Here is a 25,304-nt window from a genome sequence, read left to right as displayed (position 1 = left end):
GATAGTCGTAGGCATATAGCATCCCGTTGTGGATCTTGGTGAGTTCAAAGCGATAGGCCGTCAGAAGCCAGCCGTCCGCCCCATACCGGAGCCGGACACCGCGACGCGTTTCCTGGCCAACACGCTGGCCAACATCGCGGCATGGCGGGCGGCTGAGGGAGCCCAGAAGCCGGAGGCCGATGGGGCGGCCGAAGAGGTCGCGGTCCGCTTCACGCCCCGAGAGCTGGAGCATCTGTCGCGGGTGCTGGCCGACGATGCCAGCCCCGCTTCCATGGCCCTGCTACATGCTCTGACCAGCGAAGATGACGAGCGTCTGGGGGATGTCTCCACTGGTGAGTGGATGCCCCTGAAGCCCAGTGATGTACTGTCGGAGCAACATTCGTGGCCCCCGTCCTCATGGGGCTCGACCCCAACCTGGCGATCATGATGTCCGGCGTCGCCACGGTCATCTTCCTGCTCGCGACCCGCGGCACCGTCCCGTCGTACCTCGGCTGTTCGCTGTCGTTCGTCGGTGTGGCCGCCGTGGTCCGGGCGCAGGGCGGTTCGAGTGCGACGGTCACGGGTGCCGTCTTCGTGGTCGGCGCGGCGCTGTTCCTCGCGGGCCTCGCGGTGCGGAAGTTCGGGGCGCGGATCATCCACGCCGCGATGCCGCCCATCGTCACGGGCGCCGTCGTGATGCTGATCGGCTTCAACCTGGCGCCGGTCACGGCCACCACGTACTGGCCGCAGGACCAGTGGACCGCGCTGCTCGTGATGCTGTTCACGGGTCTGGCCGTGGTCTGTCTGCGCGGCTTCTGGTCCCGGATCGCGATCTTCCTCGGCCTGATCTTCGGGTACGGGATCTCCTGGCTCTTCGACCGCGTCTTCGGCAAGATCCACTCGCCCGCGGGCGGCGCCGAGGCCGTCGACCACTGGCGGCTCGACCTGTCCGGCGTCGGCAAGGCCGACTGGATCGGGCTCCCCTCCTTCCACGCGCCGAGCTTCGAGTGGTCCGCGATCCTCGTCGCGCTGCCTGTCGTCATCGCCCTGATCGCCGAGAACGCCGGGCACGTGAAGGCCGTCGGCGAGATGACCGGCGACGACCTGGACGACAAGCTGGGCACGGCGATCTCCGCGGACGGCGCCGCCTCGATGCTCTCCACCGCGGTCGGCGGGCCGCCCAACACCACGTACTCCGAGAACATCGGCGTGATGGCCGCGACCCGCGTCTACTCCACGGCCGCGTACTGGGCCGCCGCCGGATTCGCCCTGCTCTTCGGCCTGTGCCCCAAGTTCGGCGCGGTCGTGGCGGCCATCCCGGGCGGCGTGCTCGGCGGCATCACCGTGATCCTGTACGGGATGATCGGCCTGCTCGGCGCGCAGATCTGGATCAACGCCAAGGTGGACCTGCGCAATCCGCTGAACCTCGTACCGGCGGCCGCGGGCATCATCATCGGGGTCGGCAACGTGTCGATGAAGTTCACCGACACGTTCGAGCTGAGCGGGATCGCTCTCGGCACGATCGTCGTCATCACCGGCTACCACGCCCTGCGCGCCATGGCCCCCGCCCACCTCAAGACGCAGGAGCCACTGCTCGACGAGGGCACCTCGCGCTACGACGCCAAGGACTGAGGGCCGGTCGTTCCCCCGTTTCGGGGATGCTCGCGGCTCGGTCGGCCGCCGTTCCGGCTCGGCCTGTCACGCTGCGTGGATGGCGGATTCGGGACAGATCGGGACCGGGACGGTCGAGGCGGATACGGTCCGTGCACGGATGCGTGCCGTGGGCGCGAACTGGCCGCGCTCAGACGGTCTGGCGGTGTTCCACCGCATGCACCTCGCGGTGGCCGAGGCATCCGGCGCCGCCGAGCCCGCGCCACTCGAATTCCGGCTCGCCGAGCGGTACTTCGCGGCGCTCGACGCGGTCCGCCACGGCCACCGCGCCCCGGCGGCCTGGCGCCCGCTGTTCCAGTACCGGCACCACCCCGGCGTACGGCCGCTGCAGTTCGCGCTCGCGGGCCTCAACGCGCACATCGGGTACGACCTGGTGCTCGCCGTGGTCGACACCTGCCACGGGTCGGGCTGTGAACCGGCCGCCGTGGAGGGCGAGTTCGACCGCCTCGGGGACCGCCTGGCCGCCCTGGAGGAGCGGATCGTCGAGGACCTCGCACCGGACCCCGAGCTGCTGCAGATCGCCGACCCGCTGACGCACCTGCTCGGCGGCTGGAACCTGGAGCGGGCCAGGGACGCGGCCTGGTCGGCGGCGCGGGTGCTCTGCGGGCTGCGCGAACTCCCCGACCTCGCCGAGGAGTTCAGGCGGCGCACGGACGCCGGGGCGGGCCTCGTCGGCCACTGCCTGCTGACCCCCTGGCGCCGGCCGCCCGGGACGCGTTAGCTGTACAGGACACCGGCCGCCCGCCGGGGCCGGCCGGTCCGGGACGCACAGGAGGCGCAGCACATGGTGACCAGGCTGGGACTCGGCCTTCCCCAGATGAAGCAGTACGACATCGGACGCGACATCCCCGCGGTGGCGAAGGCCGCCGAGGAGATCGGGTACGAGAGCCTGTGGGTCTTCGAGCGGGTGCTGTTCCCGACACCCGCGACGCAGGGCCTGTACGGCGTCGAGGGCCTGCCGTGGCCCGAGCGGTACCGCTCGGTGGCCGACCCGCTGGTCTCCCTGACGCTCGCCGCCGCGGCCACCGAACGGGCCCGGCTCGGCACCAGCGTCCTGGTCGCGCCGCTGCACATCCCCTTCGAACTCGCCCGCGCGCTGGCCACGTTGGACGCGGCGAGCGGCGGCCGTGTCGTCGCCGGGCTCGGCACCGGCTGGTCGCACGACGAGTACGCGGCGCAGGGCCTGGCCCCCTTCGAGCGGCGCGGCGCCGTACTCGACGAGACGCTCGACGTGTGCCGCGCCGTCTGGGGCCCCGACCCGGTCGCGTACGAGGGCGAGTGGACGCGGATCGCCCCGGCCGCGGTCGGCCCCAAGCCGGCCCGCCCGATCCCCGTCCATCTGCCCGCGAACGGGCCGCGCGCCGCGCGCCGCCTGGTCGAGCGGGCCGACGGCTGGATGCCGGTCGCGCTCGGCGCCCGCCAACTGACCGATTCCTGGAAGCAGTTGCAGGACCTGGCCGCCACGACCGGCCGCGAGCGCCCGATCGCGGCGACGGTGCGGGTGAACGCGACGTACAGCCCACGGCCGTACGAGGGCGAGGGGCGGCGGCCGTTCCAGGGCAGCGTCGAGCAGATCGTCGAGGACCTGGCCGACCATGTGGAGGCCACCGGGATCGAGGAGTTCTTCCTCGAACTGCAGGGCCGGACCCGGGACGCGCAGGAGCTGACGGACGTCGCGGCGGCGGTGTACGAGGCGGCGCGGGAGGCGGGCGTCTGACACCGGGGGAGGGACGGAACCGCCCGCCCCTCCCCCCTCGGGGTCAGTCCTCCGGCAGCTCGACCGGCGCGATCTCCTCGTACAGGTCACCCGGACCGGGGTTGGACGCGTCCGTCGTACCGCCGAACTGGTGCATGACACCCCACACGGCGTTCAGCGCGGTCTGCACGGCACCCTCGGCCCAGCCGGCCGTCCAGGAGATGTCGTCACCGGCGAGGTAGATGCCGCGCTTGTCCTCGGGCAGGCCGTCCTGCATGAAGTGGGTGAACAGGCGGCGCTGGTAGCGGTAGTGGCCGGGCAGGTTGGCCTTGAACGCGCCCATGAAGTACGGCTCGTTCTCCCAGGACACGGTCACCGGGTTGCCGATGATGTGCCGCCGGATGTCGACCTTCGGGTAGATCTCGCCGAGCGACTTCAGCATGACCTCCATCCGCTCGTTCGCGGACAGCGGCAGCCACTTCAGGCTGTCGTCGCACCAGGTGTACGAGAGGCAGATGACGGCGGGCTTGTCCGGACCGTCGTCGAGCAGGTAGGTGCCGCGCGTCATCCGGTCGGTGAGCGTCATCGACATGACGTCACGCCCGGTGACCTCGTCCTTGTCGAGCCAGAACGGCCGGTCGACGGGCACGAAGAGCTTGGAGCTCTCCATGTAGTGGGTGCGCTCGATGGCGGTCCAGTGGTCGATCGGGAAGAGCGTGTCGTCGCACTCGATCTTGGAGAGCAGCATCCAGGACTGGGCGGTGAAGATCGCGGCACGGTACGTACGGATGTCGCCGCTCGCGTCCGTGACGGTGATGCGGTTGCCCGCGGTGCGGTCGAGGCGGGTGACGGCCGGGCGCGGGGTGCCGTCGTGCAGGGAGGAGAGCGAGGTCCCCTGGGCCCAGTGCACGATCTTCTCCGGCTCGCGCTCCCAGAGCCGGAGCGGGAGCTGCTGGCTGCCGCCCTCGATGCCGCGGTGGTGGTCGTCGGCCTCGGTGTAGACGACCCGCAGGATCTCCAGGATGGAGTTGGGGAAGTCGGTGTCCCAGCCGCCCGTGCCGAAGCCGACCTGGCCGAAGATCTCCCGGTGCCGGAAGGACTTGAACGCCTCGGACTCGCAGAGGAAGCCGTAGAACGTCTGGTTGTCCAGCTTCTCCACGAGCCGCGACCAGATCTCCCGGATCCGCGGCACGTCCCGCTCGCGCAGCGCCTGGTTCATGTCGGAGAAGTCGGCGCCCTCCTCCAGGCAGGCGTTCCAGGCGTGCATGACGTCCCGGTAGACCTGCGGCAGGTCGTCCACGGTCTCCGCGTAGTGCGACTCGCCCTTGAGGTCGACGACGGTCGACGGGGTGTCCGGGGCGAGCGGGTTGGGGAACGGCCGCGTCTCCAGGCCCACCAGGTCGATGTAGTGCTGCAGCGCCGTGGAGGACGGCGGGAAGCGCATGGCGCCCATCTCGGCGGTGAGTTCGGTGTCCGTACCGGGGAAGCCGACCGTGCGCAGCCGCCCACCGATCTGGTCCGCCTCGTACACGACGGGCTTGAGGCCCATCTTCATCAGCTCGTACGCGGCGACGACGCCGGAGAGCCCGCCGCCGATGACGGCGACCTCCTGGCCGTGCTCGGTCGCGGGTATCTGCCCGAGCCCGGCCGGGTGCGCGAGGAAGTCGTCGTACGCGTACGGGAAGTCCGGCCCGAACATGGTGATCGGCGGCTGCGCGTCGGTGTGCTGGACGGCGTTGGGCACCGTGGACGTCATGGGGTGAGGACTCCTTGCGCGGAACGGGGTGTTGAAGGGGTGAAGGGGGAGGCTCAGGCCTGGGCCAGGGGCGCGTACAGACCGGGGCGGCGGTCCCGCAGATACGGGTTGCCGGTGCGGGACTCGGCGAGGAACGCGGGGTCGACGTCAGCGATGACGAGTTCCTCGCCGCGCCCGGCCCGCGCCCTGGCGATGCCGTCGGGACCGGCGAGCACGGAGAGCCCGACGAACTCGAACTCCCCTTCCTCGCCTGCCCTGTTGACGTACGCGACGTACATCTGGCTCTCGAAGGCGCGCACCGGCACGAGGGACTCGGCGACGAACTGGAACGGGTGCATCTGCGCGGTCGGCACGAGCAGCAGATCGGTCCCGGCGAGGGCGTGCGCCCGTACGTTCTCCGGGAACTCCACGTCGTAGCAGATCAGCGCGCCGATGCGGAGGCCGCCGAGTTCGGCCTGGACGACGGGGGTGTCTCCGGGCGTGAAGTGCTCCTGCTCGAAGCAGCCGAAGAGGTGGGTCTTGCGGTAGTTGAGCAGGGGTGTGCCGTCGGGGCCGATGGCCTGCGCGGAGTTGAACACGCGCTGCCCGTCGCGCTCCGGGTACCCGTAGAAGACGGCGAGGCCGTGGCGGGCGGCGATCTTCGCGACGGCCTCGGCGGACGGGCCGTCGGCGGGCTCGGCGAGACGGGGGACGTCGGCGCCGATCGCGTACCCGGTCAGATACATCTCGGGCGCGACCAGAAGCCCCGCCCCCGCGTCGGCGGCCCGCCCGGCGGCCTCGTCGAGCACGCGCAGATTCCACGCGACGTCACCGGGCCGTCCAGAACTCTGAAGCAGGGCGGAACGCAGCGGCGACGACATGGGCAGACCTCGGCGGTACAGGGGTTTGCGGGGACGCAATGACGGTACGGGGGCCGGGGTTGCACGGACAAGGCGTGTCCGTTGCGCGCATTTGGGTGATGTGTTGCGCGTGGGGGTACGGGGGCGGCGATTCGTTGCGCGCGCTGTTCCCCTAACGCCGGAGGGGCTGAAATATCAGCCCCTCCGGCGTTTGAGGAGCGGGGTCTGGGGCGGAGCCCCAGTTCGGGAAGGGGCGGGGCGGGGAAAGAGAAAAGCCCCCGTCCCCACCGGGAGCAACCCGGCAGGGGCGAGGGGCCCCGGGGGCCTAAGCAGGCGCCCCCGAAGAAAACCTCCGCATCAGCGGCGAAAGCACCAGCACAGACTTCGTACGCTCCACGAAGTGCTCCCCGGCGATCCGCTCAAGCACCCGCTCGAAGTGCCGCATGTCGGAGGCGAAGACCTGGACGAGCGCGTCCGCCTCACCGGTGACGGTGGAGGCGGCCGCGACCTCCGGGTACCGCTCGAGGCCCCGCTTGATGGCCTCGGGCGAAGTGTTCCGCCGGCAGTAGATCTCGATGAACCCCTCGGTCTCCCAGCCGAGCGCCGCCGGGTCCACCCGGACCGTGAAGCCGGTGATGGCCCCGGTCGCGCGGAGCCGGTCCACACGGCGCTTCACCGCAGGCGCGGACAGGCCGACGATCTGGCCGATGTCCGCGAAGGAGCGGCGGGCGTCCTCGGCGAGGGCGTGCACGATACGTTCGTCGAGTTCGTTCAGCACGGCGGGCGGTTCACTTCTCTTGACCTGATTCCGGACCTGATTCCTTGGTGAGCGCGACGGCCGCGTCGGCCCCCTGCGTCTGCAGCCGGGAGCGGCGCTGACCGTACCCGAAGTAGATCACGAGGCCGACGGCCATCCACACGCCGAAGACGGTCCAGGTGATCGCGTCGAGGCTGAACATCATCCACACGCAGAAGCCGAAGCCCACCAGCGGGAAGAGCGGCGACAGCGGCACCCGGAAGGTCCGCTTCATCTCCGGGCGGCTGCGGCGAAGCACGATGACGGCCACGTTGACCAGCGCGAACGCGAAGAGCGTGCCGATGCTGGTGGCGTCGGCGAGCTGGCCGAGCGGGATCGCCGCGGCGAGCACACCGCAGAACAGCGAGACGATCACGGTGTTCACGCGCGGCGTGCCGGTGCGCGGGTTGACCTTGGCGAACGCCTTCGGCACAAGGCCGTCGCGGGACATCGCGAAGAGGATGCGGGTCTGGCCGTAGAGGACGACGAGCACGACGCTCGCGATGGCGATGACGGCACCCGCGGCGAGCACGGTGCCCCAGAAGGGCTGGCCGGTGACGTCCTTCATGATCCCGGCGAGCGTGGCCTCGGAGTCGGTGAAGCCCTGCCAGGGGCGGGCGCCGACCGCGACGGCGGCGACGAGGACGTACAGCGCGGTGACGATGACGAGCGAGAGCATGATCGCGCGCGGCAGGTCCCGCTGCGGGTCCTTGGCCTCCTCACCGGCGGTGGACGCGGCGTCGAAGCCGATGTACGAGAAGAACAGGGTGGCGCCCGCGGCGCTGACACCGGCCATGCCGAGCGGCATGAAGTCGGCGTAGTTGCCCGACTTGAAGCCCTGGATGCCGATCGCGCAGAACAGCAGCAGCGCGGCGATCTTCACGGCGACCATGATCGTGTTGGCGCGCGCCGACTCCTTGGCGCCGCCGAGCAGGAACACCATCGCGAGCAGCACGACGATCAGCGCGGGCAGGTTGAAGATCCCGCCGTCGCCGGGCGGCGCGGAGAGCACGTCCGGAATGGTCACGCCGATGGTGCCGGCGAGGAGTTCGTTGAGGTACTCGCCCCAGCCGACGGCGACAGCCGCGACGGAGACGCCGTACTCCAGGACCAGACACCAGCCGCAGACCCAGGCGACGAGCTCACCCATCGTTGCGTACGCATACGAGTAGGAGGAGCCGGAGACGGGGATCGTGCCCGCCAGTTCCGCGTACGAGAGGGCGGAGAAGAGGGCCGTGAGGCCGGCGATCACGAAGGAGAGCGTGACGGCTGGTCCGGCCTTCGGCACGGCCTCGCCGAGGACGACGAAGATGCCGGTGCCGAGGGTCGCGCCGATGCTGATCATCGTCAGCTGCCACATGGACAGCGAGCGCCGCAGCGTGCCGCCCTCGCCCTTGCCACCCTCGGCGACCAGCAGTTCCACGGGCTTGCGGCGCATCAGCCGGCCGAGGCCGCTCGGCTGCTGCGGGTCACGCGTCGGCGGGGCGGCGCCTTGGTCGAGCACGGAGGGCTCCTTCATCGCTGCGGGCTTGACGGCAGCGACCGCGGCGGCACCCGTCGAAGGGCGACCACCGAGCAGGCGGTCACCGCCAGACGAAGTACAGCGCATGACATTAGGGCGCGCGGCTTCACTTGCGTAATGAAGCAACCTTGCGCATTCGGGCAAGATCCTTGCGTACCCCCGGAAAATACGGGAGTTCGTTGCACATCCGCTTTCGATCACTGTACGAACGTGGCCAATGCCACATCCCGGACGCGGTTCTGCCAGGTCAGGAACGGGTCAGGAACGGTCCGGAACACGCGACGGCCCCGGCCGTCCGGAGACGATCGGGGCCGCGCGGAAGCCGTTCTACGAGGTCACTGCCAGCTGGCGTGCAGCGGCTTGCCCTCCGCGTATCCGGCGGCGGACTGGATGCCGATGACGGCCTTCTCCTCGAACTCGGCGAGCGAGCCCGCGCCCGCGTACGTGCAGGAGGAGCGGACGCCCGCGATGATCGAGTCGATCAGGTCCTCGACGCCGGGGCGGGCCGGGTCGAGGAACATCCGCGAGGTCGAGATGCCCTCCTCGAAGAGCGCCTTGCGGGCCCGGTCGTACGACGACTCGTCGCTGGTGCGGTTGCGCACGGCGCGGGCCGAGGCCATGCCGAAGGACTCCTTGTACTGCCGCCCGTTGGCGTCCTGCTGGAGGTCGCCCGGCGACTCGTACGTCCCGGCGAACCAGGAGCCGATCATGACGTTGGACGCGCCGGCGGCGAGCGCCATGGCGACATCGCGCGGGTGCCGGACACCGCCGTCGGCCCAGACGTGCTTGCCGTACTTCCTCGCCTCGGCGGCGCACTCCAGGACGGCGGAGAACTGCGGGCGGCCGACGCCGGTCATCATGCGCGTGGTGCACATGGCGCCGGGGCCCACGCCGACCTTGATGATGTCGGCGCCCGCGTCGATGAGGTCCTTGACGCCCTCGGCGGCGACGATGTTGCCCGCGACGATCGGGACCTGCGGGTCGAGCGCGCGCACCTTACGGATGGCCTCGATCATCGACTCCTGGTGGCCGTGCGCGGTGTCGATGACGAGCGTGTCCACACCGGCGTCGATCAGCTGCTGCGCCTTGCCGGCCACGTCGCCGTTGATGCCGACGGCGGCCGCGATGCGCAGCTTGCCCTTGGCGTCCACGGCCGGGGTGTAGAGCGTGGCCCGCAGGGCGCCCTTGCGGGTGAGGATGCCGACGAGGCGGCCGTCCTTGTCCACGGCGGGGGCGACCTTGCGGTGCCCGGCGTCCAGCTTGTTGAAAGCCTCGCGCGGGTCGATGTCGGCGTCGATGAGCAGCAGCTCCCTCGACATGACCTCGGAGAGCTGGGTGAAGCGGTCCACGCCGCTCAGGTCGTGCTCGGTGACGACGCCGATCGGCCGCCGCTCGCCGTCGACGACGACTCCGGCGCCGTGCGCGCGCTTGTGCAGGAGCGACCACGCGTCCGCGACGGTCTGCGACGGGGCGAGCGTGATGGGGGTGTCGAGGACGTGGTGCCGGGTCTTGACCCAGGAGATGACCTCGGTGACGACCTCGATCGGGATGTCCTGGGGGATGACGACGAGTCCGCCGCGGCGGGCCACGGTCTCGGCCATGCGCCGCCCGGCGATCGCGGTCATGTTGGCGACGACCAGCGGGATCGTGGTGCCCGTTCCGTCCGGGGCGGAGAGGTCCACACCCTGGCGGGAGCCGACGGCGGAGCGGCTCGGCACCATGAACACATCGTCGTACGTGAGGTCGTACGGCGGCTTGATGTCATTGAGGAAACGCACGTGCAGAACATCCAGTCGTTCGGAGGTGACCCTCGGGCAGGTCAGCCGAGGAAACGCACGTACTTCATTCTCCCATGACGAAGGGTCGCCGCCCTCCGGACAGATCCTCCAGGGCACGGCGGAACCGGTGGTCGGAACCTCCAAGCGGCCCTGGCCATGGGGGCGTCAGTTCACGGCCCGGTCGAGGGCGAGCAGGACGCTCAGGCGTTCGCCGGAGGACTCCGCGAGCACGTCCTGCGCGACGGCCCACTCCTCGGGCCGTGTGGTCGCGTACTCCTGCCAGCCCCGCACCACGAGCATGGTGCCGCGCGGCAGTTCGGTCAGGGAGTCGGCGAGCGCGTCCCAGTTGCGCCCGAACCAGTGCGGCAGGTCCAGGTCGCGGGCGCAGCGCTCCATGAACGCGGCCTTGTCGGTGACACCGCCGAGGGTGAGGACGACGGCGGGCAGTTCGGCCGCACGGACGGCGCCGAGCAGGGCGGCGAGGGGGCCGGGGGTGTGCTCCGTCATCGCAGGACCGCCTTGAAGGTCTGGTAGTGGTCGTCGGTGGAGTAGATCTCGCGGTCCCTGCCGGTGACCAGCCGCCGGGCACCGCGGTCGCCTTCGCCGGGGGTGCGGACCGTGTACTCGCGGCCGATGCTGCCACAAGCACCGGGGCGGCGCCCAGGCCGACGGTGCGGGACGCCCACTCCTACGCGACGATGAACCCATGCTGCTCGCCGAACTGGCCAGGACCTCGCGGGAGCTGGCCGCGACCACCTCGCGCTCCCGGAAGCGGGAGCTGCTCGCCGAGTTGTTCGCCGCGATGACGCCGGACGAGGCACCGCTGGTCGTCAGCTATCTGTCGGGGCGGCTTCCGCAGCGCCGGATCGGGGTCGGCTGGGCAGCGTTCAAGGAGCCGCCGCCCCCGGCCGCGACGCCGACGATCGGCGTACGGGAACTGCACGAGACCTTCGACCGGATCGCCGCTGTCGCGGGCAAGGGCGCCCAGGGCGAGCGCAAACGCCTGGTGCACGAACTGCTCGCGGCGGCCACGGAGGACGAACAGCGGTTCCTCTTCGGCCTGTTGGGCGGCGAGCTGCGGCAGGGCGCCCTGGACGCGCTCGCCGTGGAGGGCCTGGCGGCGGCGACGGGCGTGGCGGCGGAGGCGGTGCGCCGGGCGGTGATGCTCGCGGGCCGGCTCGACGTGGTGGCCCGCGCCCTGGTCGCCGACGGGGCCGCGGCGCTCGACACGTTCCGCCTGGACGTGGGCCGTCCGGTGCTGCCCATGCTCGCGAAGACGGCGCAGGACGTGGACGAGGCCCTGGACGTGCTCGGCCCGTGCGCGGTCGAGGAGAAGCTGGACGGCATCCGGGTGCAGGTGCACCGCGACGGCGACGACGTACGGATCTTCACGCGCACCCTGGACGAGATCACCACCCGACTGCCCGAAGTCATCGCCTCCGCACGGGAGTTGGCGTCCACGCGGGCCGTGCTCGACGGGGAGGTGATCGCGTGGGACGGGTCGGGGCGGCCGCGCTCGTTCCAGGACATCGCGGGTCGCGTCGGCTCCCGCCTCGACGTCGAGGGCGCGCAGGCCTCGCTCCCGCTGTACCCGGTCTTCTTCGACCTGCTCGCCGTGGACGGCCGCGACCTGCTCGACCTGCCTGCCCGCGAGCGGCACGCCGAGCTGGCCCGGATCACGCCCGAGCCGCGCCGGGTGCGCCGCTTCGTGGTCGAGGACCCGGCGGATGCCGAACTCCGCGCCGGGGCAAGGGAGTTCGCCGAGCAGGCGGTGGCGCGCGGGCACGAGGGCGTGGTCGTCAAGGGCCTGGACGCCCCGTACAGCGCGGGCCGCAGGGGTGCCTCGTGGGTCAAGGTGAAGCCGGTGCACACCCTCGACCTGGTGGTGCTCGCGGCGGAGTGGGGCCACGGCCGGCGCACGGGCAAGCTGTCGAACCTGCATCTGGGGGCGCGGCGGGCGGACGGCACGTTCGCGATGCTCGGCAAGACCTTCAAGGGCCTGACCGACGCCCTCCTCGACTGGCAGACCCGCCGCCTCCAGGAGATCGCCGTGCCCCCTCAGGACGACTGGGTCGTACGTGTGCGCCCCGAGCTGGTCGTGGAGGTGGCCTTCGACGGGGTGCAGCGGTCCTCCCGGTACCCGGAGGGCGTGACCCTGCGCTTCGCCCGGGTGGTCCGCTACCGCGAGGACAAGCAGGCGGCGGAGGCGGACACCGTGGCGACGGTCGTCGGCCTGCTGCGCTGACCGGGTCGGCCGACGTGCCGCGCGCCCCCGGGCGGGGTACCGCGTACCCCATGGACAGCTCACCGGAGACCCACGACCACCACACCTCCACCGACCCCCTGGTCACCCGGCTCACCGCGCACGGGGTCCACGGCGTGGCCCTGACCTGGGTCGACAACGCGGGCCTCACCCGCGTCAAGACCGTCCCCCTCGCCCGGCTCGCGGACGCCGCCGAACGGGGCGTCGGCATGTCACCCGTCTTCGACATCTATCTGATCGACGACTCCCTGACCTCCAGCCGGCACACCGGAGGCCCCGACGGCGACCTGCGCCTCGTCCCCGACCTCGACCGGCTCACCGCCCTTGCGGCACAGCCCGGTTGGGCCTGGGCCCCCGTCGACCGATTCGACCAGCGGGGCGGCCGCTACCCGGGCTGCCAGCGCCACTTCGCCCGCCGCATGACCGACCGGGCCGCCGAGCACGGACTGCTCCTGCGGATGGGCTTCGAGACGGAGTGGGTCGTCACCCGGGACGGCACTCCGGCCGCGACCGGTCCCGCGTACGGGATGACGCGCATGGTGGAGCTGTCCGCCTACACCGACGACCTGCTGACCGCACTCGCCGCGCAGGGCCTGGACGTGACGCAGCTCCATCCCGAGTACGCGCCGGGCCAGTTCGAGGTGTCCGTGGCGCCGACCGACCCGGTGGGCGCGGCGGACGAGGCGGTCCTGGTGCGGGAGACGGTGCGCGCGGTGTCCCTGGCGCACGGTCTGACGCCCGCGTTCGGCCCGGCCGTGACGCCCGGCGCCGTGGGCAACGGACGGCATCTGCACCTCAGCCTGTGGGAAGGGGAGCGGAATCTGTGCGCGGACGGCGACGGCCCGTTCGGCATGACCGGGCGGGCGGAGTCCTTCCTCGCCGGGATCCTCACCGACCTGCCCGCGCTCCTCGCCGTCGGCGCCCCCTCCCCCGCGAGCCATCTCCGCCTGGAACCCTCGCGCTGGGCCGGCGCGTTCCAGTGCTGGGGCCTGGAGAACCGGGAGGCCGCGCTCCGTTTCATCACCGGCGCCCCGGACGACCCGGCCGCCGCGAACGCCGAGGTCAAGTGCTTCGATCCGGCGGCCAATCCGTATCTGGTGGTCGGCTCGGTGATCGCCGCGGGCCTGGCCGCCCTGGACTCGGGCGCCGCGCTGCCGGAGCCGGTCGCGGGCGACCCGGTGCACCAGGACCAGCCGCGTCTGCCCACCTCCGTGCCGCAGTCCCTGGACCTCTTCCTACGCTCGGCGGTGCTGCGCGAGGCGATGGGCGACGAGCTGTTCGAGGCGTTCGCGGCGGTACGCGCGGCGGAGGCCCAGCTGTTCGCCGCGCACTCCCCCGAGGAGCTGGCCGCCGCGACCCGGGAGCGCTACTGATGCCGGACGAGCCGCTCCCGCTGGTCGACCACCACTGCCACGGCGTGCTCCGCTCCCCCGCCGACCGTCCGGCCTTCGAGTCGCTGCTCACCGAGTCCGACGTCCCCGCCGCGCCGGGCACGACGTTCTTCGACTCCCAACTCGGTTTCGCCGTACGGAGGTTGTGCCCGCCGCTGCTCGACCTGCCCGCGCACTGCCCGCCCGAGGAGTACCTCGCCCGGCGCCGGGAGCTCGGGGTGCGGGAGGTCGGCGAGCGGCTGGTGCGCGCCGCCGGGATCGGGGAGTTCCTTCTCGACACGGGCCTGCCGGGTGACCTGACGGGACCCGCGGAGCTCGCGGCCCTCGGCGGCGGCACGGCCCGCGAGATCGTCCGCCTGGAGACCCTCGCGGAGCGGGTGGCGGACACGTCCGAGGACGCCGAGGGATTCCTGGCCGCACTCGACGACGCCATCCGTACGGTGTCCGGCACGGCCGCGGGCTTCAAGTCGGTCGCCGCGTACCGCCACGGCCTGCGCCTCGACCCCGCCGAGCCGGGCCATGAGCAGGCTCTGCGGGCGGCCGAGGCCTGGCTCGACGGACGCACCCCCGGCACCCGGCTCACCGACCCGACGCTGCACCGCCTGCTGATCTGGTCGGCCGCACGCACCGGCCTGCCGCTCCAGCTGCACACCGGCTTCGGCGACCCCGACCTGCGCCTCCAGGACGCCGACCCGCTGCTCCTGAGCGACCTGCTGCACGCCCTGCGCCCCACCGGCTGCGCGGTCGCCCTCCTGCACGGCTATCCGTTCCACCGCGCCGCCGGGTACCTGGCGCACGTCCACCCGCATGTGTACGCGGACGTCGGCCTCTCCCTCACGTACACCGGCACGCGCGCGGCCGCCGTGCTCGCCGAGCTCCTGGAACTCACCCCGTTCGGCAAGCTCCTGTTCTCGACGGACGCCTACGGCCTGCCCGAGCTGTACGTGGTGGGCGCCCAGCTCTTCCGCGAGGCGCTCGACGCCCTCACGGAGGGCTGGGTGGCGGCGGGCGCCTGGTCGCGCGCGGACGCACACCGGGTGGCGCGCCTGATCGGCACGGAGAACGCCGGCCGCGTCTACGGCCCGCACGGCCAGGGCGCCGCGCGAGCCGGTTGAGCGGTCGTACGGGGCTGCCGGGAGCCCTCGTACGGGAAAAGGTTCCTGCTGGTGGTCCTCGCCGCAGCCCTTGCCGGGTCAGGCGCCGTCGGGGTCGGCCCGGTCCAGGGCCGGGCGCGGGGCCGGGCCCGCCTCCAGGAGCTGGTCCGCGGCCGCCGTGTCGGTGACCAGGCTGGTCACCAGGCCGGAACGCAGCACCGCGTCGATCGCCGCGGCCTTGCGCTGCCCGCCCGCGATCGCCACGACCTCGGGGATACGCCGCAGCCGGTCGGCCTCGACGGTGATGCAGCGCTCGCCCAGGTCACGCCCGACCCGGCGCCCCTCGGCGTCGAAGAGGTGCGCGGACATCTCGGCGGCGACGCCGAGCGAGGCGTAGTGCGCGCGCTCCTCGTCGGTGAGCATGTCGTGCACGGTCGAGATGCCGGGCTCCCAGGAGCCGATGGACACCGCGGCGACGGTGACCTTGTCGAAGTACTCGAAGGCGCGGGCGATCCCGGTCTGGTTGCGCAGCGCGGCCGCGGTCGCCGAGTCCGGCAGCAGCATCGGGGCGTAGATCGGGTGCGCCTCGCCGCCGGAGACCTGCGCGGCCCGGCGGACCGCCTCCACGGAGCCGCGTTCGGCGGTGCCCGCGTCGTACACCCCGGTCAGCTGCACCACCGTGCACGGCGGCAGCCGGTCGAGGGCGGCCGCCATGTGAATGGTGGAGCGGCCCCAGGCGAGGCCGAGCACATCTCCCTCGGCGACCAGCTCGCCGAGCAGGTCGGCGGCGACCTCGCCGAGGTTCTCCGGGTCGGGCGACTCCTCGACGGCCTGCGCCGGGGACTCCACGACGACTGCGTGGCGCAGGCCGTAGCGGGCCCGCAGCCGGTCGGAGCGCTCGGCATCCAACTCGGCGGGTACGCGGATCTCGATCCGTACGAGATCCCGCTCGAGGGCGGTCTCCAGGACCCTCGCGACCTTGAAGCGGCTGACGCCGAACTCCTCCGCGATCTGGATCTTGGACTTGCCCTCGAGATAGAAGCGGCGGGCCATGGCCGCCGCCTGCACCAGCTCAGCGGGTCCCATCCGCAGGGCCGGCCTCCCCGCTGACATGCCAGTCACGGCGCTCTCCTCACTGCTGTTCACAAGCTCTGCCGCGTACGGTCCCGGCCGGTCGCCCGGCCTCCGTACCCAGTCTGCTGCTCACATGCTGTTGTTCCACACGGCTGCGTTCACAAGTTCACTCATCGGCTTTCCGCTCATCCTTGCAGATGCGGCGACACTTGATCAGTCCTGCCGGTCGCCGTTCATCTGCCGGTGGCACACAGGTCGCCGAGTCGGTCACCCGTGATGGTTCAGTGGGCGCAGGCCCAGGCTGCGGACGCGGTCGCGCCCTCGGCCTTCGCGCGCAGGGCCTGCACGGCGGCGGCCGGGTCCTCCTTGCCGTACACGGCGGAGCCGGCCACGAAGACATCGGCGCCCGCTTCCGCGCACCGCTCGATCGTCGACTCCGAGACACCGCCGTCGACCTGCAGCCACAGCTCGAGGCCGTGCTTGGAGATCAGCTCACGGGTCCTGCGGATCTTCGGCAGCATGATGTCCAGGAAGGCCTGACCTCCGAAGCCGGGCTCCACGGTCATGATCAGCAGCATGTCCAGCTCGGGCAGCAGATCCTCGTACGGCTCGATCGGCGTCGCCGGCTTCAGCGCCATGGAGGCACGGGCGCCCTTGGCCCGGATCTCCCGCGCGAGCCGCACGGGCGCGGCAGCGGCCTCGACGTGGAAGGTCACCGACCCGGCCCCGGCCTCCACGTACTGCGGGGCCCAGCGGTCCGGGTCCTCGATCATCAGGTGGCAGTCGAGCGGCGTGCTCGTGGCCTTGCTCAGCGACTCCACGATCGGCACGCCGAGCGTCAGGTTCGGCACGAAGTGGTTGTCCATCACGTCGACGTGAAGCCAGTCGGCCCCGCGAACGGCCTCGGCCTCTTCGGCGAGGCGGGCGAAGTCCGCGGACAGGATGCTGGGATTGATCTGAGCTGCCATGCCCCCAAGCCTGCCATGCCCAGCGCGGATTGCTGTCGGTGTACTGTGCATCGGCTCCTGGCCCGGAGCTGTCGTACGCCCCCGCCCACCCCTGAGAGGGGCAGCGGCGGCCGGTACGTCCCGAGCGCGGGCCGGAGCGCCCAAGTGCCCCCGCGCTTCGGGCAGATGCGTGCGCCCCCTTCCGTGCCCCGTCCGCCTGCGGATCCGCCCATGCACGCCTTGTAGGCTCGCGGGTGATCGGGGCGGTGGTCCAGCGGGGCCCGCCCATGGCTCGGGGGACGCGAACAGGGAACGTGAAGGGTGGAGCTCATGTTGATGCTCATTATCGGAGTGGGGGCCGTCTTGGTCCTGGGCGCCGCGGTGGTGGTCGCCGTCCTGATGAGCCGACGCGGCAGGACGCAGCAGCCCACCTCGCTCATGGGCCACCAGCCCCACCAGCCCCCGTACCAGCAGCAGTACCCGGCGATGCCCGGCGGGCAAGCGCCGATGCAGCAGCCCGGGCAGGCGCCGATGGGACAGCCGCCGTACCCGGCCGCGCCAGGACAGGCGCCGGGGCCGTACGCGCAGGACCCGCAGGACCCGCAGGACCCGCAGGGTCAGGGTTCGTACGGACAGACCCCGCAGACCCCGCAGGGGCAGGCGCCCGGACCGTACGGACAGAACCCGAACCCGCAGGCCCCGAACCCCTACGGTCAACAGCCGCCCCACCAGGGCCAGTAGACCTCCAGCTAGGCCGTGCGGCGCAGCAGCGCCAGGTACATCGCGTCCGTGCCGTGCAGATGCGGCCAGAGCTGGATGTCGGGGCCGTCGCCGAGGGCCGGGACGCCGGGCAGCAGTGGGCGGGCGTCGATGAGTTCGGCGCCGCCCTGCCGCTTCAGGACGTCGTCGACCACGGCGCGGGTCTCCGCGAGGTGCGGCGAGCAGGTCGCGTAGCCGACGACGCCTCCGACGCGTACCGCCTTCAACGCCTCCTGGAGCAGGGCGCGTTGCAGCGGCGCGAAGCCGTCCAGGTCCTCTGGCCGACGGCGCCAGCGGGCCTCCGGGCGGCGGCGGAGCGCGCCGAGCCCGGTGCAGGGCACGTCCATCAGGACGCGGTCGAACGAGCCGGGCAGCCACGGCGGCCGGGTGCCGTCGGCGGTGATCACCTGGTACGGACCGGGGTTGCCCTCCAGCGCACGCTCGACCAGCTTGGCCCGGTGCGGCTGCCTCTCCGAGGCGAGCAGCGTCGCACCGCGCTGCGAGGCGAGCCCCGCGAGCATCGCGGCCTTCCCGCCAGGTCCCGCGCAGCCGTCCAGCCAGCGCTGGTCGTCGCCGTCGAGCGGCGCGTTCGCCAGCGCGATCGCCACCAGCTGACTGCCCTCGTCCTGCACACCGGCCCGCCCCTCGCGCACCGCGTCGAGCGCACCCGGCTCGCCGCCCTCGGTGAGCCGCACCGCGTACGGCGACCAGCGGCCGGGCAGCGCGGACTCCTCGCCGAGTCCGTCGAGCAGTTCGTCGGCGGTGATCCGGCCGGGCCGCGCGACGAGCGTGACCTCGGGCCGCTCGTTGTCGGCCTCAAGCAGGTCCTCGATCCCGGCGCGGCCGCCGCCCAGCGAGTCCCACAGCGCGGAGACGACCCAGCGCGGGTGCGAGTGCACGACCGACAGGTGGTCCTCGGGGTCCTCGTCGTAGGGCGGCGCGACCCGCGCGAGCCAGCCGTCCAGGTCGTCGGCGGCGATTTTCCGCAGGACGGCGTTCACGAACTTCGCCCGCCCGTCGCCGAGCACGACCCGGGCCAGCTCGACGCTCGCGGACACGGCGGCGTGCGTGGGGATCCGGGTGCCGAGCAACTGGTGCGCGCCCAGGCTCAGTACGTCCAGGACCGGCGGGTCGACCTCACGCAGCGGCCGGTCGACACAGGCCGCGATGATCGCGTCGTACGTGCCCTGCCGGCGCAGCGTCCCGTAGACCAGCTCGGTCGCGAGCGCCGCGTCCCGCCCGTCGAAGTTCTCCGGCCCCTCCTTCTCCCGCGCCTTGCGCAGCAGCGGCGGCAGCACGAGATTCGCGTACGCATCCCGCTCGTCCACCGCCCGCAACGCCTCGAAGGCGAGGACCCGCACGGGGTCCTTCTTGGGACGCCGGTACGGCTTGGCGGGCTTACGGGGACGACTGCGGTGCTGCTCGTTCACGAAAAAGGTGCTCCGGATCCTGGATGAGGTGCGATTCCAGCGTAAAGGACGTGCCCAACTCAGCCCGTCCGGCGCTTGAGGACAAGGCCGGAGGCCGACGATCCAGCCCGTCCGGCACTTGAGGACCAGGCCGGAGGCCGATGATCCAGCCCATCCGGCGCTTGAGGACAAGGCCGGAGGCCGACAAGGACAGCAACTCCGGAGCGTCCGCAGGCGGCAATCGACGGGCCCGGGCAGCCCCGGAGCCCGAGCCCGAGCCCCGTACGACGGTGCGGGCCCGCGGACCGAGCCCTACTCCCCCAGCACCTCTCCGGAGGAGATCCGCACTCCTCGCGCCCAGTCCGCCCCCCGCATCGGCTTCTTCCCCTGCGGCTGCACCCACAACAGCTCTACGGCGTGCGAACCCGTGCCCACGTACACATTGTTCTTGCCCGCGTCCAGCGCGCCCCGCGCCAGATCCGTACGGTCCGAGGCGGGCTGCACCGACACCAGCTTCAGGCGCTCCCCGCGGAACGTCGTCCACGCACCCGGCGCGGGCGTGCAGCCGCGCACCACCCGGTCGATGCGCAGCGCCGGCGCGGACCAGTCGATCTCGGCGTCCTCGACGGTGATCTTCGGCGCGAGCGTGATGCCGTCGGCGGGCTGCGGTACGGCCTTGAGAGTGCCGTCCTCGACGCCGTCCATCGTCGCGGCGAGCAGCCCCGCCCCCGCGAACGCGAGCCGGGTCAGCAGGTCGCCGCTGGTGTCGGTGGACCGCACCTGCTCGGTGACCGTCCCGTACACCGGACCGGCGTCGAGGCCCTCCTCGATCAGGAAGGTCGACGCCCCCGTGATCTCGTCCCCGGCCATGATCGAGTGCTGCACGGGAGCCGCGCCGCGCCAGGCGGGCAGCAGCGAGAAGTGCAGGTTGACCCAGCCGTGCGCGGGCACGTCGAGCGCGATCCGCGGCAGCAGCGCGCCGTACGCGACGACCGGGCAGCAGTCCGGCCCGATCTCCCGCAGCCGCGCGAGGAAGTCCTCGTCGCGCGGCTTGCGCGGCTTGAGCACCTCGATCCCGGCCTCCTCGGCGCGCTGCGCGACCGGGCTGGCGACCAGTCGTCTCCCCCGCCCCGCAGGTGCATCGGGGCGGGTGACGACCGCGGCCACCTCATGGCGGCCAGAGGCGATCAAGGCATCCAACGCGGGTACGGCGACCTCAGGGGTGCCTGCGAAGACGAGCTTCATCTGATGGCCTCTCAAGCTGGTGCGAACACTGACTGCGGTGAGCAGCGCACCAGTCTGTGACTCCGCCGCAGAGCGGCTTCTCACTTGGCTCCGGGGAGCCTCATGACGGCCAAGCCCTGACCGCTGCCCAGGGGCAGAGCGCAAGACTACTACGTCACACCGTGTCCCAGATTCGCGTCGCCGCACATGGGGGCGTACCAGTGGCCGCGCGCCCCGCGCATATGCGCATACGCCCCCGCACCGTGACCACATCGACGGGTAGCGCGTTGGTCAAGAGAGAGTTGACCACTTCGCGTCGATCACACGGGCCGCACATGCGGCCCGATCCTTTTCAACGCCGGTTCGAGAGGCTTGTTCATGGCCGACCACGCAACCCACGACGCCCAGGCACGGGCCAGCCTGCACCTGCTGGTGCGGGACATCGAACGGGTCCGCAGGCAGGTGGACGCGCTGCGCACCCTCACCGCCCAGCTGGGGAACGTCTACCGTCCGCGCCGGTCCGGACCCTCCACGGGCTTCGTCGTGTACGGGCGGGCGCCCGCGCCCACCGTCCGTCTCGCCCAGGAGCTGCGCGACAGCGTCGAGACCCTGGTCACGGCGGCCGTGGACTTCGACCGCTCCCTGGGTTTCTCCTGGGACGCGGTCGGTTCGGCGCTCGGCGTCACCAAGCAGGCGGTGCACCGCAGGTACGGCGCGCGGCGCGCCACCGCCCAGGCCGCGGCGGAGGCGGAGCGGGCCACGGACACCGCGTCCGCTGCGACCTCGGCGGCTGGGCGCACAGTGACGGCGCCGCCCTCGGGCCCGCTGCCGCAGGTACCCGCGGCCCGTACGATGCCGACGCAGCCGACCGCCGGCAGCCCGAGCCTGCGCGACGAGGCGCGCCCCGGAGCGTTCCCGGGCCCGCGCAACGGCTGAGCCCGCGCGAGCCCCCGAGCAGCAGTAACGCCGACGCCGCTGCAAGGGGCTCGCGCCCCCTTCCGTGCCCCCGCCGCCCTGCAACGCGGCGGGGGCATTTCCCTGCGCACACGCAGTGGGCGGATGAGACATCCGTACGAGACGTACGCGGGCAGCCCCGGCCGCACGAGGCCGACCGAGCCGACCGAGCCGACCGAGCGGTGCAGCCTTACGAACCCGTGGCACGGCACCCGACAGCCGCACGAACCACGCACAGCACCCGTTACAGCCGCACGAACCACGCACAGCACCCGTTACAGCCGCACGGGACGCGGCAGACGTCGTACCGCCCATGCCCCCTCACCCGATGTCCGGTGGGTCCACCCGAATCCGCACCGTCTCCGCCTCGCTGCGCCCCGACTTCGCGAGCCGGGCCGCCTGGGCCGTCTTCAGTGCGGCGGCCAGGGCGGATCCGGAGCCGGGTGGTACGCGGACCAGGGCCCGCTCCCACTGCTCGCCGGGCGGCGGTCCACCCGGCCGTCTCGGTCGGCCAAGGTCCGTCACCGGGAGCGGCACCGGTCCCAACACCTCGGCGTCCGAGGGGAGTTGAGCGGCCCGCAGGAACTCCTCGGCGGCCCCGAACGGCCCCGACACCGCCGCCATCCGCGACACCGGAGGAAACCCCAGCTCGGCCCGCTCGGCCAGCTCGCGCACGGCGTGCCCGGTGGGGTCCCAGCGCACCAGGGCCTGCACGGGCCGCAGCGTCGGCTCGGCCACGACGACGACCGTGCCGCCCACGGTCTGCGGACGCACCAGCGCGGAGGCGCCCACCCAGCGGCGCAGCGCCTCTTCCCCGGCCCGCAGATCGGGCCGGCCGAGCATGGCCCAGCCATCGAGCAGCAGTGCCGCCGCGTACCCCCCTTCGGCGACCGGTTCGGCGCCCGGCGTCGACACGACGAGGGCGGGTGAGTCCGGCACGGTGTCGAGCACCTGGTCCCGCCCGGAGGTCCGCACCGGCACCGCGGGGAAGGCGCGCCCCAGCTCCTCGGCTGTGCGCCGCGCGCCCACGATCTGCGCGCGCAGCCGAAAGCCGCCGCAGGCCGCGCAGTGCCAGTCGCTCTCGCCCTGTCCGCACCAGCCGCAGTGCAGCGGCCCGGCGTCCTGCGCCTCCAGCGGGCCCGCGCAGTGCCGGCAGCGGGCGGGTTCACGGCAACGCTCGCAGGCCAGCCTCGGTACGTACCCCCGCCGGGGCACCTGCACAAGGACCGGCCCGCGCTTGAGCCCCTCCCGCACGGCCTGCCAGGCGAGCGTGGGCAGGCGGGCGGCGCGCGCGGCCTCGTCCCGCGCCAGGTCCCCGTCCCCGACCGTACGCACCAGGGGAGCCGTGACCCGCACCTGCTCGCGGTCGGCGGCAAGGGGCAGCGCCCAGCCGCTCTCGACGAGCTGGGCGGCCTCGACCGTGCAGCTCCAACTGGCCAGGAGGAAGCCGCACTTCTCGTGGGCGGCGCGCAACAGCAGGACGTCACGGGCGTGCGGCTGCGGGGCGTGCGGCTCGCTGTGGCTGCCGTCCCCGTCGTCCCAGATGGCGACGAGGCCCAGGTTCTGCACGGGCGCGAACATGGCCGCCCGGGTGCCGACGACGGCCCGCACCGATCCGCGTCGTACGGCCAGCCACTCGCGGTACCGCTTCTCCGGCCCGGCGTCCGCGGTCAGCAGGGCGTGCCGCCCCGCGCCGAGCAGTTCGGTCAGGGCCGCGTCGACCCGCGCGGCGATCCGCCCGTCCGGTACGACGACGAGGGCGCCGCGGCCCGAGGCGAGCGTGGCGGCGACGGCGCGCGCCAGCTCCTCGGCCCACTCGGGCCCGGGCAGCGCGTTCCACACGGCTCGGGGCGCGTCCCCGTCGGCCAGGGCCTGCAGGAAGGCGGCCCCCCGCCCGTACCGCACCCATGAGCCCGGCTCCGGACGAGGTGGCGGGGGCAGCGGCTCCGGGGATGGCTTCTGCTCCGCTCTGCCGTTGCGCGGTGGGATCGCCAGTTGCAGCACATCGGCGAGGCTCCCCGCGTACCGATCGGCCACGGCCCGCGCCAGGGCGAGCAGCTCCGGGCTCAACACCCGCTCGGGCGACACCACTTGGGCCAGCGCGGCCAGCGGGCCCGCGTAGTCCGACTCGGCCAGGCGCTCGACGACGAACCCGCTGATCAGCCCGCCGCCCTCCCGGCGCCCTCCGTGCACGCTCCCCCGGCCGGCCCCGAACCGCACCCGCACGCGCACGCCCGGCTGCGCCTCGGCGTCCAGCTCCTCCGGCACGGCGTAGTCGAAGTAGCGATCGAGATGCAGCACGCCCTTGTCCACGACGACCCGCGCCACCGGCAACTCCTTGGCGAGCGCGGCCCCCCGCCAGGTCCGCGGCTTGGCCCGCGGCACCTTGGCCTGGCGCACACTCTCCCGAATGAGCGCAAGCTGCTCGGGCACCGCGTCCTCCGCGCCACCCTGCCCCGACGACTCATCCCGGCTGCTCACAGCCAAATTCCTATCAGAACCCACTGACACCCGAGCCTGCCCGCGGAGCTGACCGCGGGACGGAAGGGGCAGTCGGCCTGAGGGCTGCCGCCAGGTCGACCCGGACCGGCCTGACCGGAACGGCTCGCTCCGCGGGGTGCGCCGATGCTCTGCATACGCCTCCGCAAGCAGGCTTCACCAGCCAATTCCCTGCCTGTTTCGGCCGCCCGCAGCGGGAGGGCGCATGCCGACGGCCGGTGCATCGGATACAGAACTGGAAACGGGAAACTCCGCCGATCGCCTTGTCCGACCGTCGTGACTCAGCCGAATCTGGCTGCGACGACGACGGACCGGCTGCATGGCCCGGCGGTGTCGGCAACAGGGGGACATGTGCAGGAGCAACGACGAGTTTTCGGCGCGGAGCTGCGTCGTCTGCGGACGGCGGCCGGCCTCACGCTGACGCAGTTCGCCGCGTCGGTGCACTACAGCAAGGGCCAGATCAGCAAGGTCGAGACGGGCCAGAAGCAGGCCACCGTCGCATTCGCCCGCCTCTGTGACAGAGCCCTCGACGCCGACGGGTCCCTCGCCGCCCTGGTCCCGCAGCCGTCCGGGCCGCGCACCCGGTCCGACCGGGACGAGGAGACAGGAGTTGAGATGCATGGCACTCCCGAGCGTGGGTCCACGAAGGCCAGTACGCCGACCCGCCGGCAGGTGATGACAGCCGGTGCCGCGACCGGCCTCGCGGCCACCGGGATGACGAGCAGCTCAGCCGAAGCGCTCGGTGGCCTGGGCACGAGCCTCCTGGAGACCTCCCGCGCCCTCTTCGACCAGCATCGGCTCCTCGGCCAGATGTCGCCGCCGAGCGCTGTCGTACCTGTGCTGACCGAACAGGCACGGTCGCTGCGCCGGCTCGCGCAGCACTCCGGGGATCGGACCGGTGCCGCTCTGCTGAACCTGTCCGCGCGCTATGCCGAGTTGGCGGGCTGGATGGCCCAGGAGAGTGGCGACGACACGGCGGCCGTCCGGCTCACCGAGCACGCCGTTCAGATCGCGGCGGCCGCAGGGGACCGTGACCTCGCCTCGTACGCACTCGTCCGCCGTGCGCTCATCAGCTACTACCAGGGAGACGCCCAGGACACGGTCGCTCTGTCCGAGGGCGTGGCGAACCGCCGCTCACCGCCCCGCATCCGAGGACTGGCCGCTCAGCATCTGGCGCAGGGGCACGCGCTGATGGGGGATCACTCCGCGTCCATGCGGCAGCTGGATGCTTCCCGAGCACTCCTGGAGCAAGACCGTCCGGACCCCGCCCTGCCAGTCCTCGGCCCCAGCGGCCTCCAAGACCCGGTCACGATGATCACCGGCTGGTGCCTGCTCGACCTGGGCAGACCCCGCGAGGCAGCCACGCTGCTCGACGCCGCCTGCGCCGCCCTGCCCCCGCACGCCCTGCGCAACCAGGCGCGGTACGGCGTTCGACGCGCCCTAGCCCATGCGATCGGAGGCGAGATCGAGCACGCGTGTGCGGTGGTCCGCCCCCTGCTCCCGCTCGTGCGCGCGGTGGACTCGGCAACGGTGCGCCTGGACTTGCGACGGCTTTCCCGCACGTTCACCCGCTTCGCCAAGCACCCGGCCGTGGTGGAGCTCTCGCCCGATCTCACCGCCGCACTGCATCCGGCGGTCGCTGTCTGAACAACC

The 25,304-nt window shown here is 72.4% G+C and carries 20 protein-coding genes and 2 pseudogenes; 10 read left to right on the top strand and 12 right to left on the bottom strand.

Going from position 1 to position 25,304, the window contains the following annotated elements:
• The first annotated feature begins 28 nt into the window (after positions 1-28).
• The 4 genes and pseudogenes from RCO28_RS12330 (at position 29) to RCO28_RS12315 (ending at position 3,367) form a co-directional block, all read left to right on the top strand.
• Positions 29-427: a hypothetical protein gene (locus RCO28_RS12330; RefSeq protein WP_308941086.1), complete on the top strand. Its 399-nt coding sequence runs from the start codon at positions 29-31 to the stop codon at positions 425-427.
• A pseudogene (locus RCO28_RS12325) lies at positions 370-1,611 on the top strand (uracil-xanthine permease family protein); the annotation flags it as partial. The gene RCO28_RS12330 and the pseudogene RCO28_RS12325, both read left to right, overlap by 58 nt.
• A 79-nt stretch (positions 1,612-1,690) precedes the next feature.
• Positions 1,691-2,371 (top strand): DUF5995 family protein, encoded by a 681-nt coding sequence (locus RCO28_RS12320; RefSeq protein ID WP_308941085.1) that lies wholly within the window; start codon positions 1,691-1,693, stop codon positions 2,369-2,371.
• A 63-nt stretch (positions 2,372-2,434) separates the two neighbouring features.
• Complete coding sequence (locus tag RCO28_RS12315; protein ID WP_308941084.1) at positions 2,435-3,367, top strand: LLM class F420-dependent oxidoreductase; 933 nt, start codon at positions 2,435-2,437, stop codon at positions 3,365-3,367.
• Between the two features lie 43 nt (positions 3,368-3,410).
• Here RCO28_RS12315 and RCO28_RS12310 read toward each other — a convergent pair whose 3' ends face one another.
• The 7 genes and pseudogenes from RCO28_RS12310 to RCO28_RS12280 all read right to left on the bottom strand — a co-directional run.
• On the bottom strand, positions 3,411-5,102 hold the full coding sequence (locus tag RCO28_RS12310; RefSeq protein ID WP_308941083.1) for an NAD(P)/FAD-dependent oxidoreductase: 1,692 nt from the start codon (positions 5,100-5,102) through the stop codon (positions 3,411-3,413).
• A gap of 53 nt (positions 5,103-5,155) precedes the next feature.
• Positions 5,156-5,962 carry a carbon-nitrogen hydrolase family protein gene (locus RCO28_RS12305; protein ID WP_308941082.1) on the bottom strand — a complete coding sequence of 269 codons (807 nt, stop codon included), beginning with the start codon at positions 5,960-5,962 and terminating at the stop codon, positions 5,156-5,158.
• A 304-nt stretch (positions 5,963-6,266) separates the two neighbouring features.
• Complete coding sequence (locus RCO28_RS12300; RefSeq protein ID WP_308941081.1) at positions 6,267-6,719, bottom strand: Lrp/AsnC family transcriptional regulator; 453 nt, start codon at positions 6,717-6,719, stop codon at positions 6,267-6,269.
• A gap of 10 nt (positions 6,720-6,729) precedes the next feature.
• Entirely contained in the window at positions 6,730-8,241 is a 1,512-nt protein-coding gene (locus RCO28_RS12295) for an amino acid permease (RefSeq protein WP_308941080.1), read from the bottom strand.
• A gap of 353 nt (positions 8,242-8,594) precedes the next feature.
• Positions 8,595-10,043: a GuaB1 family IMP dehydrogenase-related protein gene (locus RCO28_RS12290; RefSeq protein WP_374991153.1), complete on the bottom strand. Its 1,449-nt coding sequence runs from the start codon at positions 10,041-10,043 to the stop codon at positions 8,595-8,597.
• Between the two features lie 159 nt (positions 10,044-10,202).
• Entirely contained in the window at positions 10,203-10,544 is a 342-nt protein-coding gene (locus RCO28_RS12285) for a barstar family protein (protein WP_308941079.1), read from the bottom strand.
• Positions 10,541-10,666, bottom strand: a pseudogene (locus tag RCO28_RS12280) (ribonuclease domain-containing protein); the annotation flags it as partial. The gene RCO28_RS12285 and the pseudogene RCO28_RS12280, both read right to left, overlap by 4 nt.
• A gap of 77 nt (positions 10,667-10,743) precedes the next feature.
• Here RCO28_RS12280 and RCO28_RS12275 point away from each other — a divergent pair.
• From RCO28_RS12275 to RCO28_RS12265, 3 genes are read left to right on the top strand one after another with little or no spacing between them, the layout of a single operon-like run.
• Positions 10,744-12,282: an ATP-dependent DNA ligase gene (locus RCO28_RS12275; protein ID WP_308941078.1), complete on the top strand. Its 1,539-nt coding sequence runs from the start codon at positions 10,744-10,746 to the stop codon at positions 12,280-12,282.
• Positions 12,283-12,332: 50 nt separating this feature from the next.
• A complete protein-coding gene (locus RCO28_RS12270) occupies positions 12,333-13,673 on the top strand; it encodes a glutamine synthetase family protein (protein WP_308941077.1) in 1,341 nt (446 codons plus the stop codon).
• Positions 13,673-14,806: an amidohydrolase family protein gene (locus tag RCO28_RS12265; RefSeq protein ID WP_308941076.1), complete on the top strand. Its 1,134-nt coding sequence runs from the start codon at positions 13,673-13,675 to the stop codon at positions 14,804-14,806. The genes RCO28_RS12270 and RCO28_RS12265 overlap by 1 nt, the downstream gene beginning before the upstream one ends.
• A 78-nt stretch (positions 14,807-14,884) precedes the next feature.
• Here the strand turns inward: RCO28_RS12265 and RCO28_RS12260 are convergent, their stop codons facing one another.
• Positions 14,885-15,931, bottom strand: coding sequence for a sugar-binding domain-containing protein (locus tag RCO28_RS12260; protein WP_308941075.1), 1,047 nt, complete (start codon positions 15,929-15,931; stop codon positions 14,885-14,887).
• A gap of 209 nt (positions 15,932-16,140) precedes the next feature.
• Positions 16,141-16,827, bottom strand: a complete 687-nt coding sequence (gene rpe / locus RCO28_RS12255) for a ribulose-phosphate 3-epimerase (protein WP_308941074.1) — start codon at positions 16,825-16,827, stop codon at positions 16,141-16,143.
• Positions 16,828-17,136: 309 nt separating this feature from the next.
• Between rpe and RCO28_RS12250 the strand changes: the two genes are divergently transcribed.
• Positions 17,137-17,547: a hypothetical protein gene (locus tag RCO28_RS12250; RefSeq protein ID WP_308941073.1), complete on the top strand. Its 411-nt coding sequence runs from the start codon at positions 17,137-17,139 to the stop codon at positions 17,545-17,547.
• A gap of 8 nt (positions 17,548-17,555) precedes the next feature.
• Here the strand turns inward: RCO28_RS12250 and RCO28_RS12245 are convergent, their stop codons facing one another.
• A complete protein-coding gene (locus tag RCO28_RS12245; RefSeq protein WP_308941072.1) occupies positions 17,556-18,995 on the bottom strand; it encodes a transcription antitermination factor NusB in 1,440 nt (479 codons plus the stop codon).
• A 291-nt stretch (positions 18,996-19,286) separates the two neighbouring features.
• Positions 19,287-20,219, bottom strand: a complete 933-nt coding sequence (gene fmt, locus RCO28_RS12240) for a methionyl-tRNA formyltransferase (RefSeq protein ID WP_308941071.1) — start codon at positions 20,217-20,219, stop codon at positions 19,287-19,289.
• 357 nt (positions 20,220-20,576) lie between these two features.
• On the opposite strand from fmt, the gene RCO28_RS12235 reads away from it, so the two are divergent.
• Complete coding sequence (locus RCO28_RS12235) at positions 20,577-21,134, top strand: hypothetical protein (RefSeq protein WP_308941070.1); 558 nt, start codon at positions 20,577-20,579, stop codon at positions 21,132-21,134.
• A 339-nt stretch (positions 21,135-21,473) separates the two neighbouring features.
• Here RCO28_RS12235 and RCO28_RS12230 read toward each other — a convergent pair whose 3' ends face one another.
• Positions 21,474-23,633, bottom strand: a complete 2,160-nt coding sequence (locus RCO28_RS12230; RefSeq protein WP_308941069.1) for a primosomal protein N' — start codon at positions 23,631-23,633, stop codon at positions 21,474-21,476.
• Between the two features lie 369 nt (positions 23,634-24,002).
• Here RCO28_RS12230 and RCO28_RS12225 point away from each other — a divergent pair, with 369 nt between their 5' ends.
• Positions 24,003-25,298: a helix-turn-helix transcriptional regulator gene (locus tag RCO28_RS12225; protein ID WP_308941068.1), complete on the top strand. Its 1,296-nt coding sequence runs from the start codon at positions 24,003-24,005 to the stop codon at positions 25,296-25,298.
• The last annotated feature ends 6 nt before the right edge of the window (positions 25,299-25,304 follow it).

The sequence above is a fragment of the Streptomyces sp. LHD-70 genome, assembly GCF_031157275.1.
GTDB lineage: Bacteria > Actinomycetota > Actinomycetes > Streptomycetales > Streptomycetaceae > Streptomyces.
This window is presented reverse-complemented; position numbering and strand designations above follow the sequence as displayed.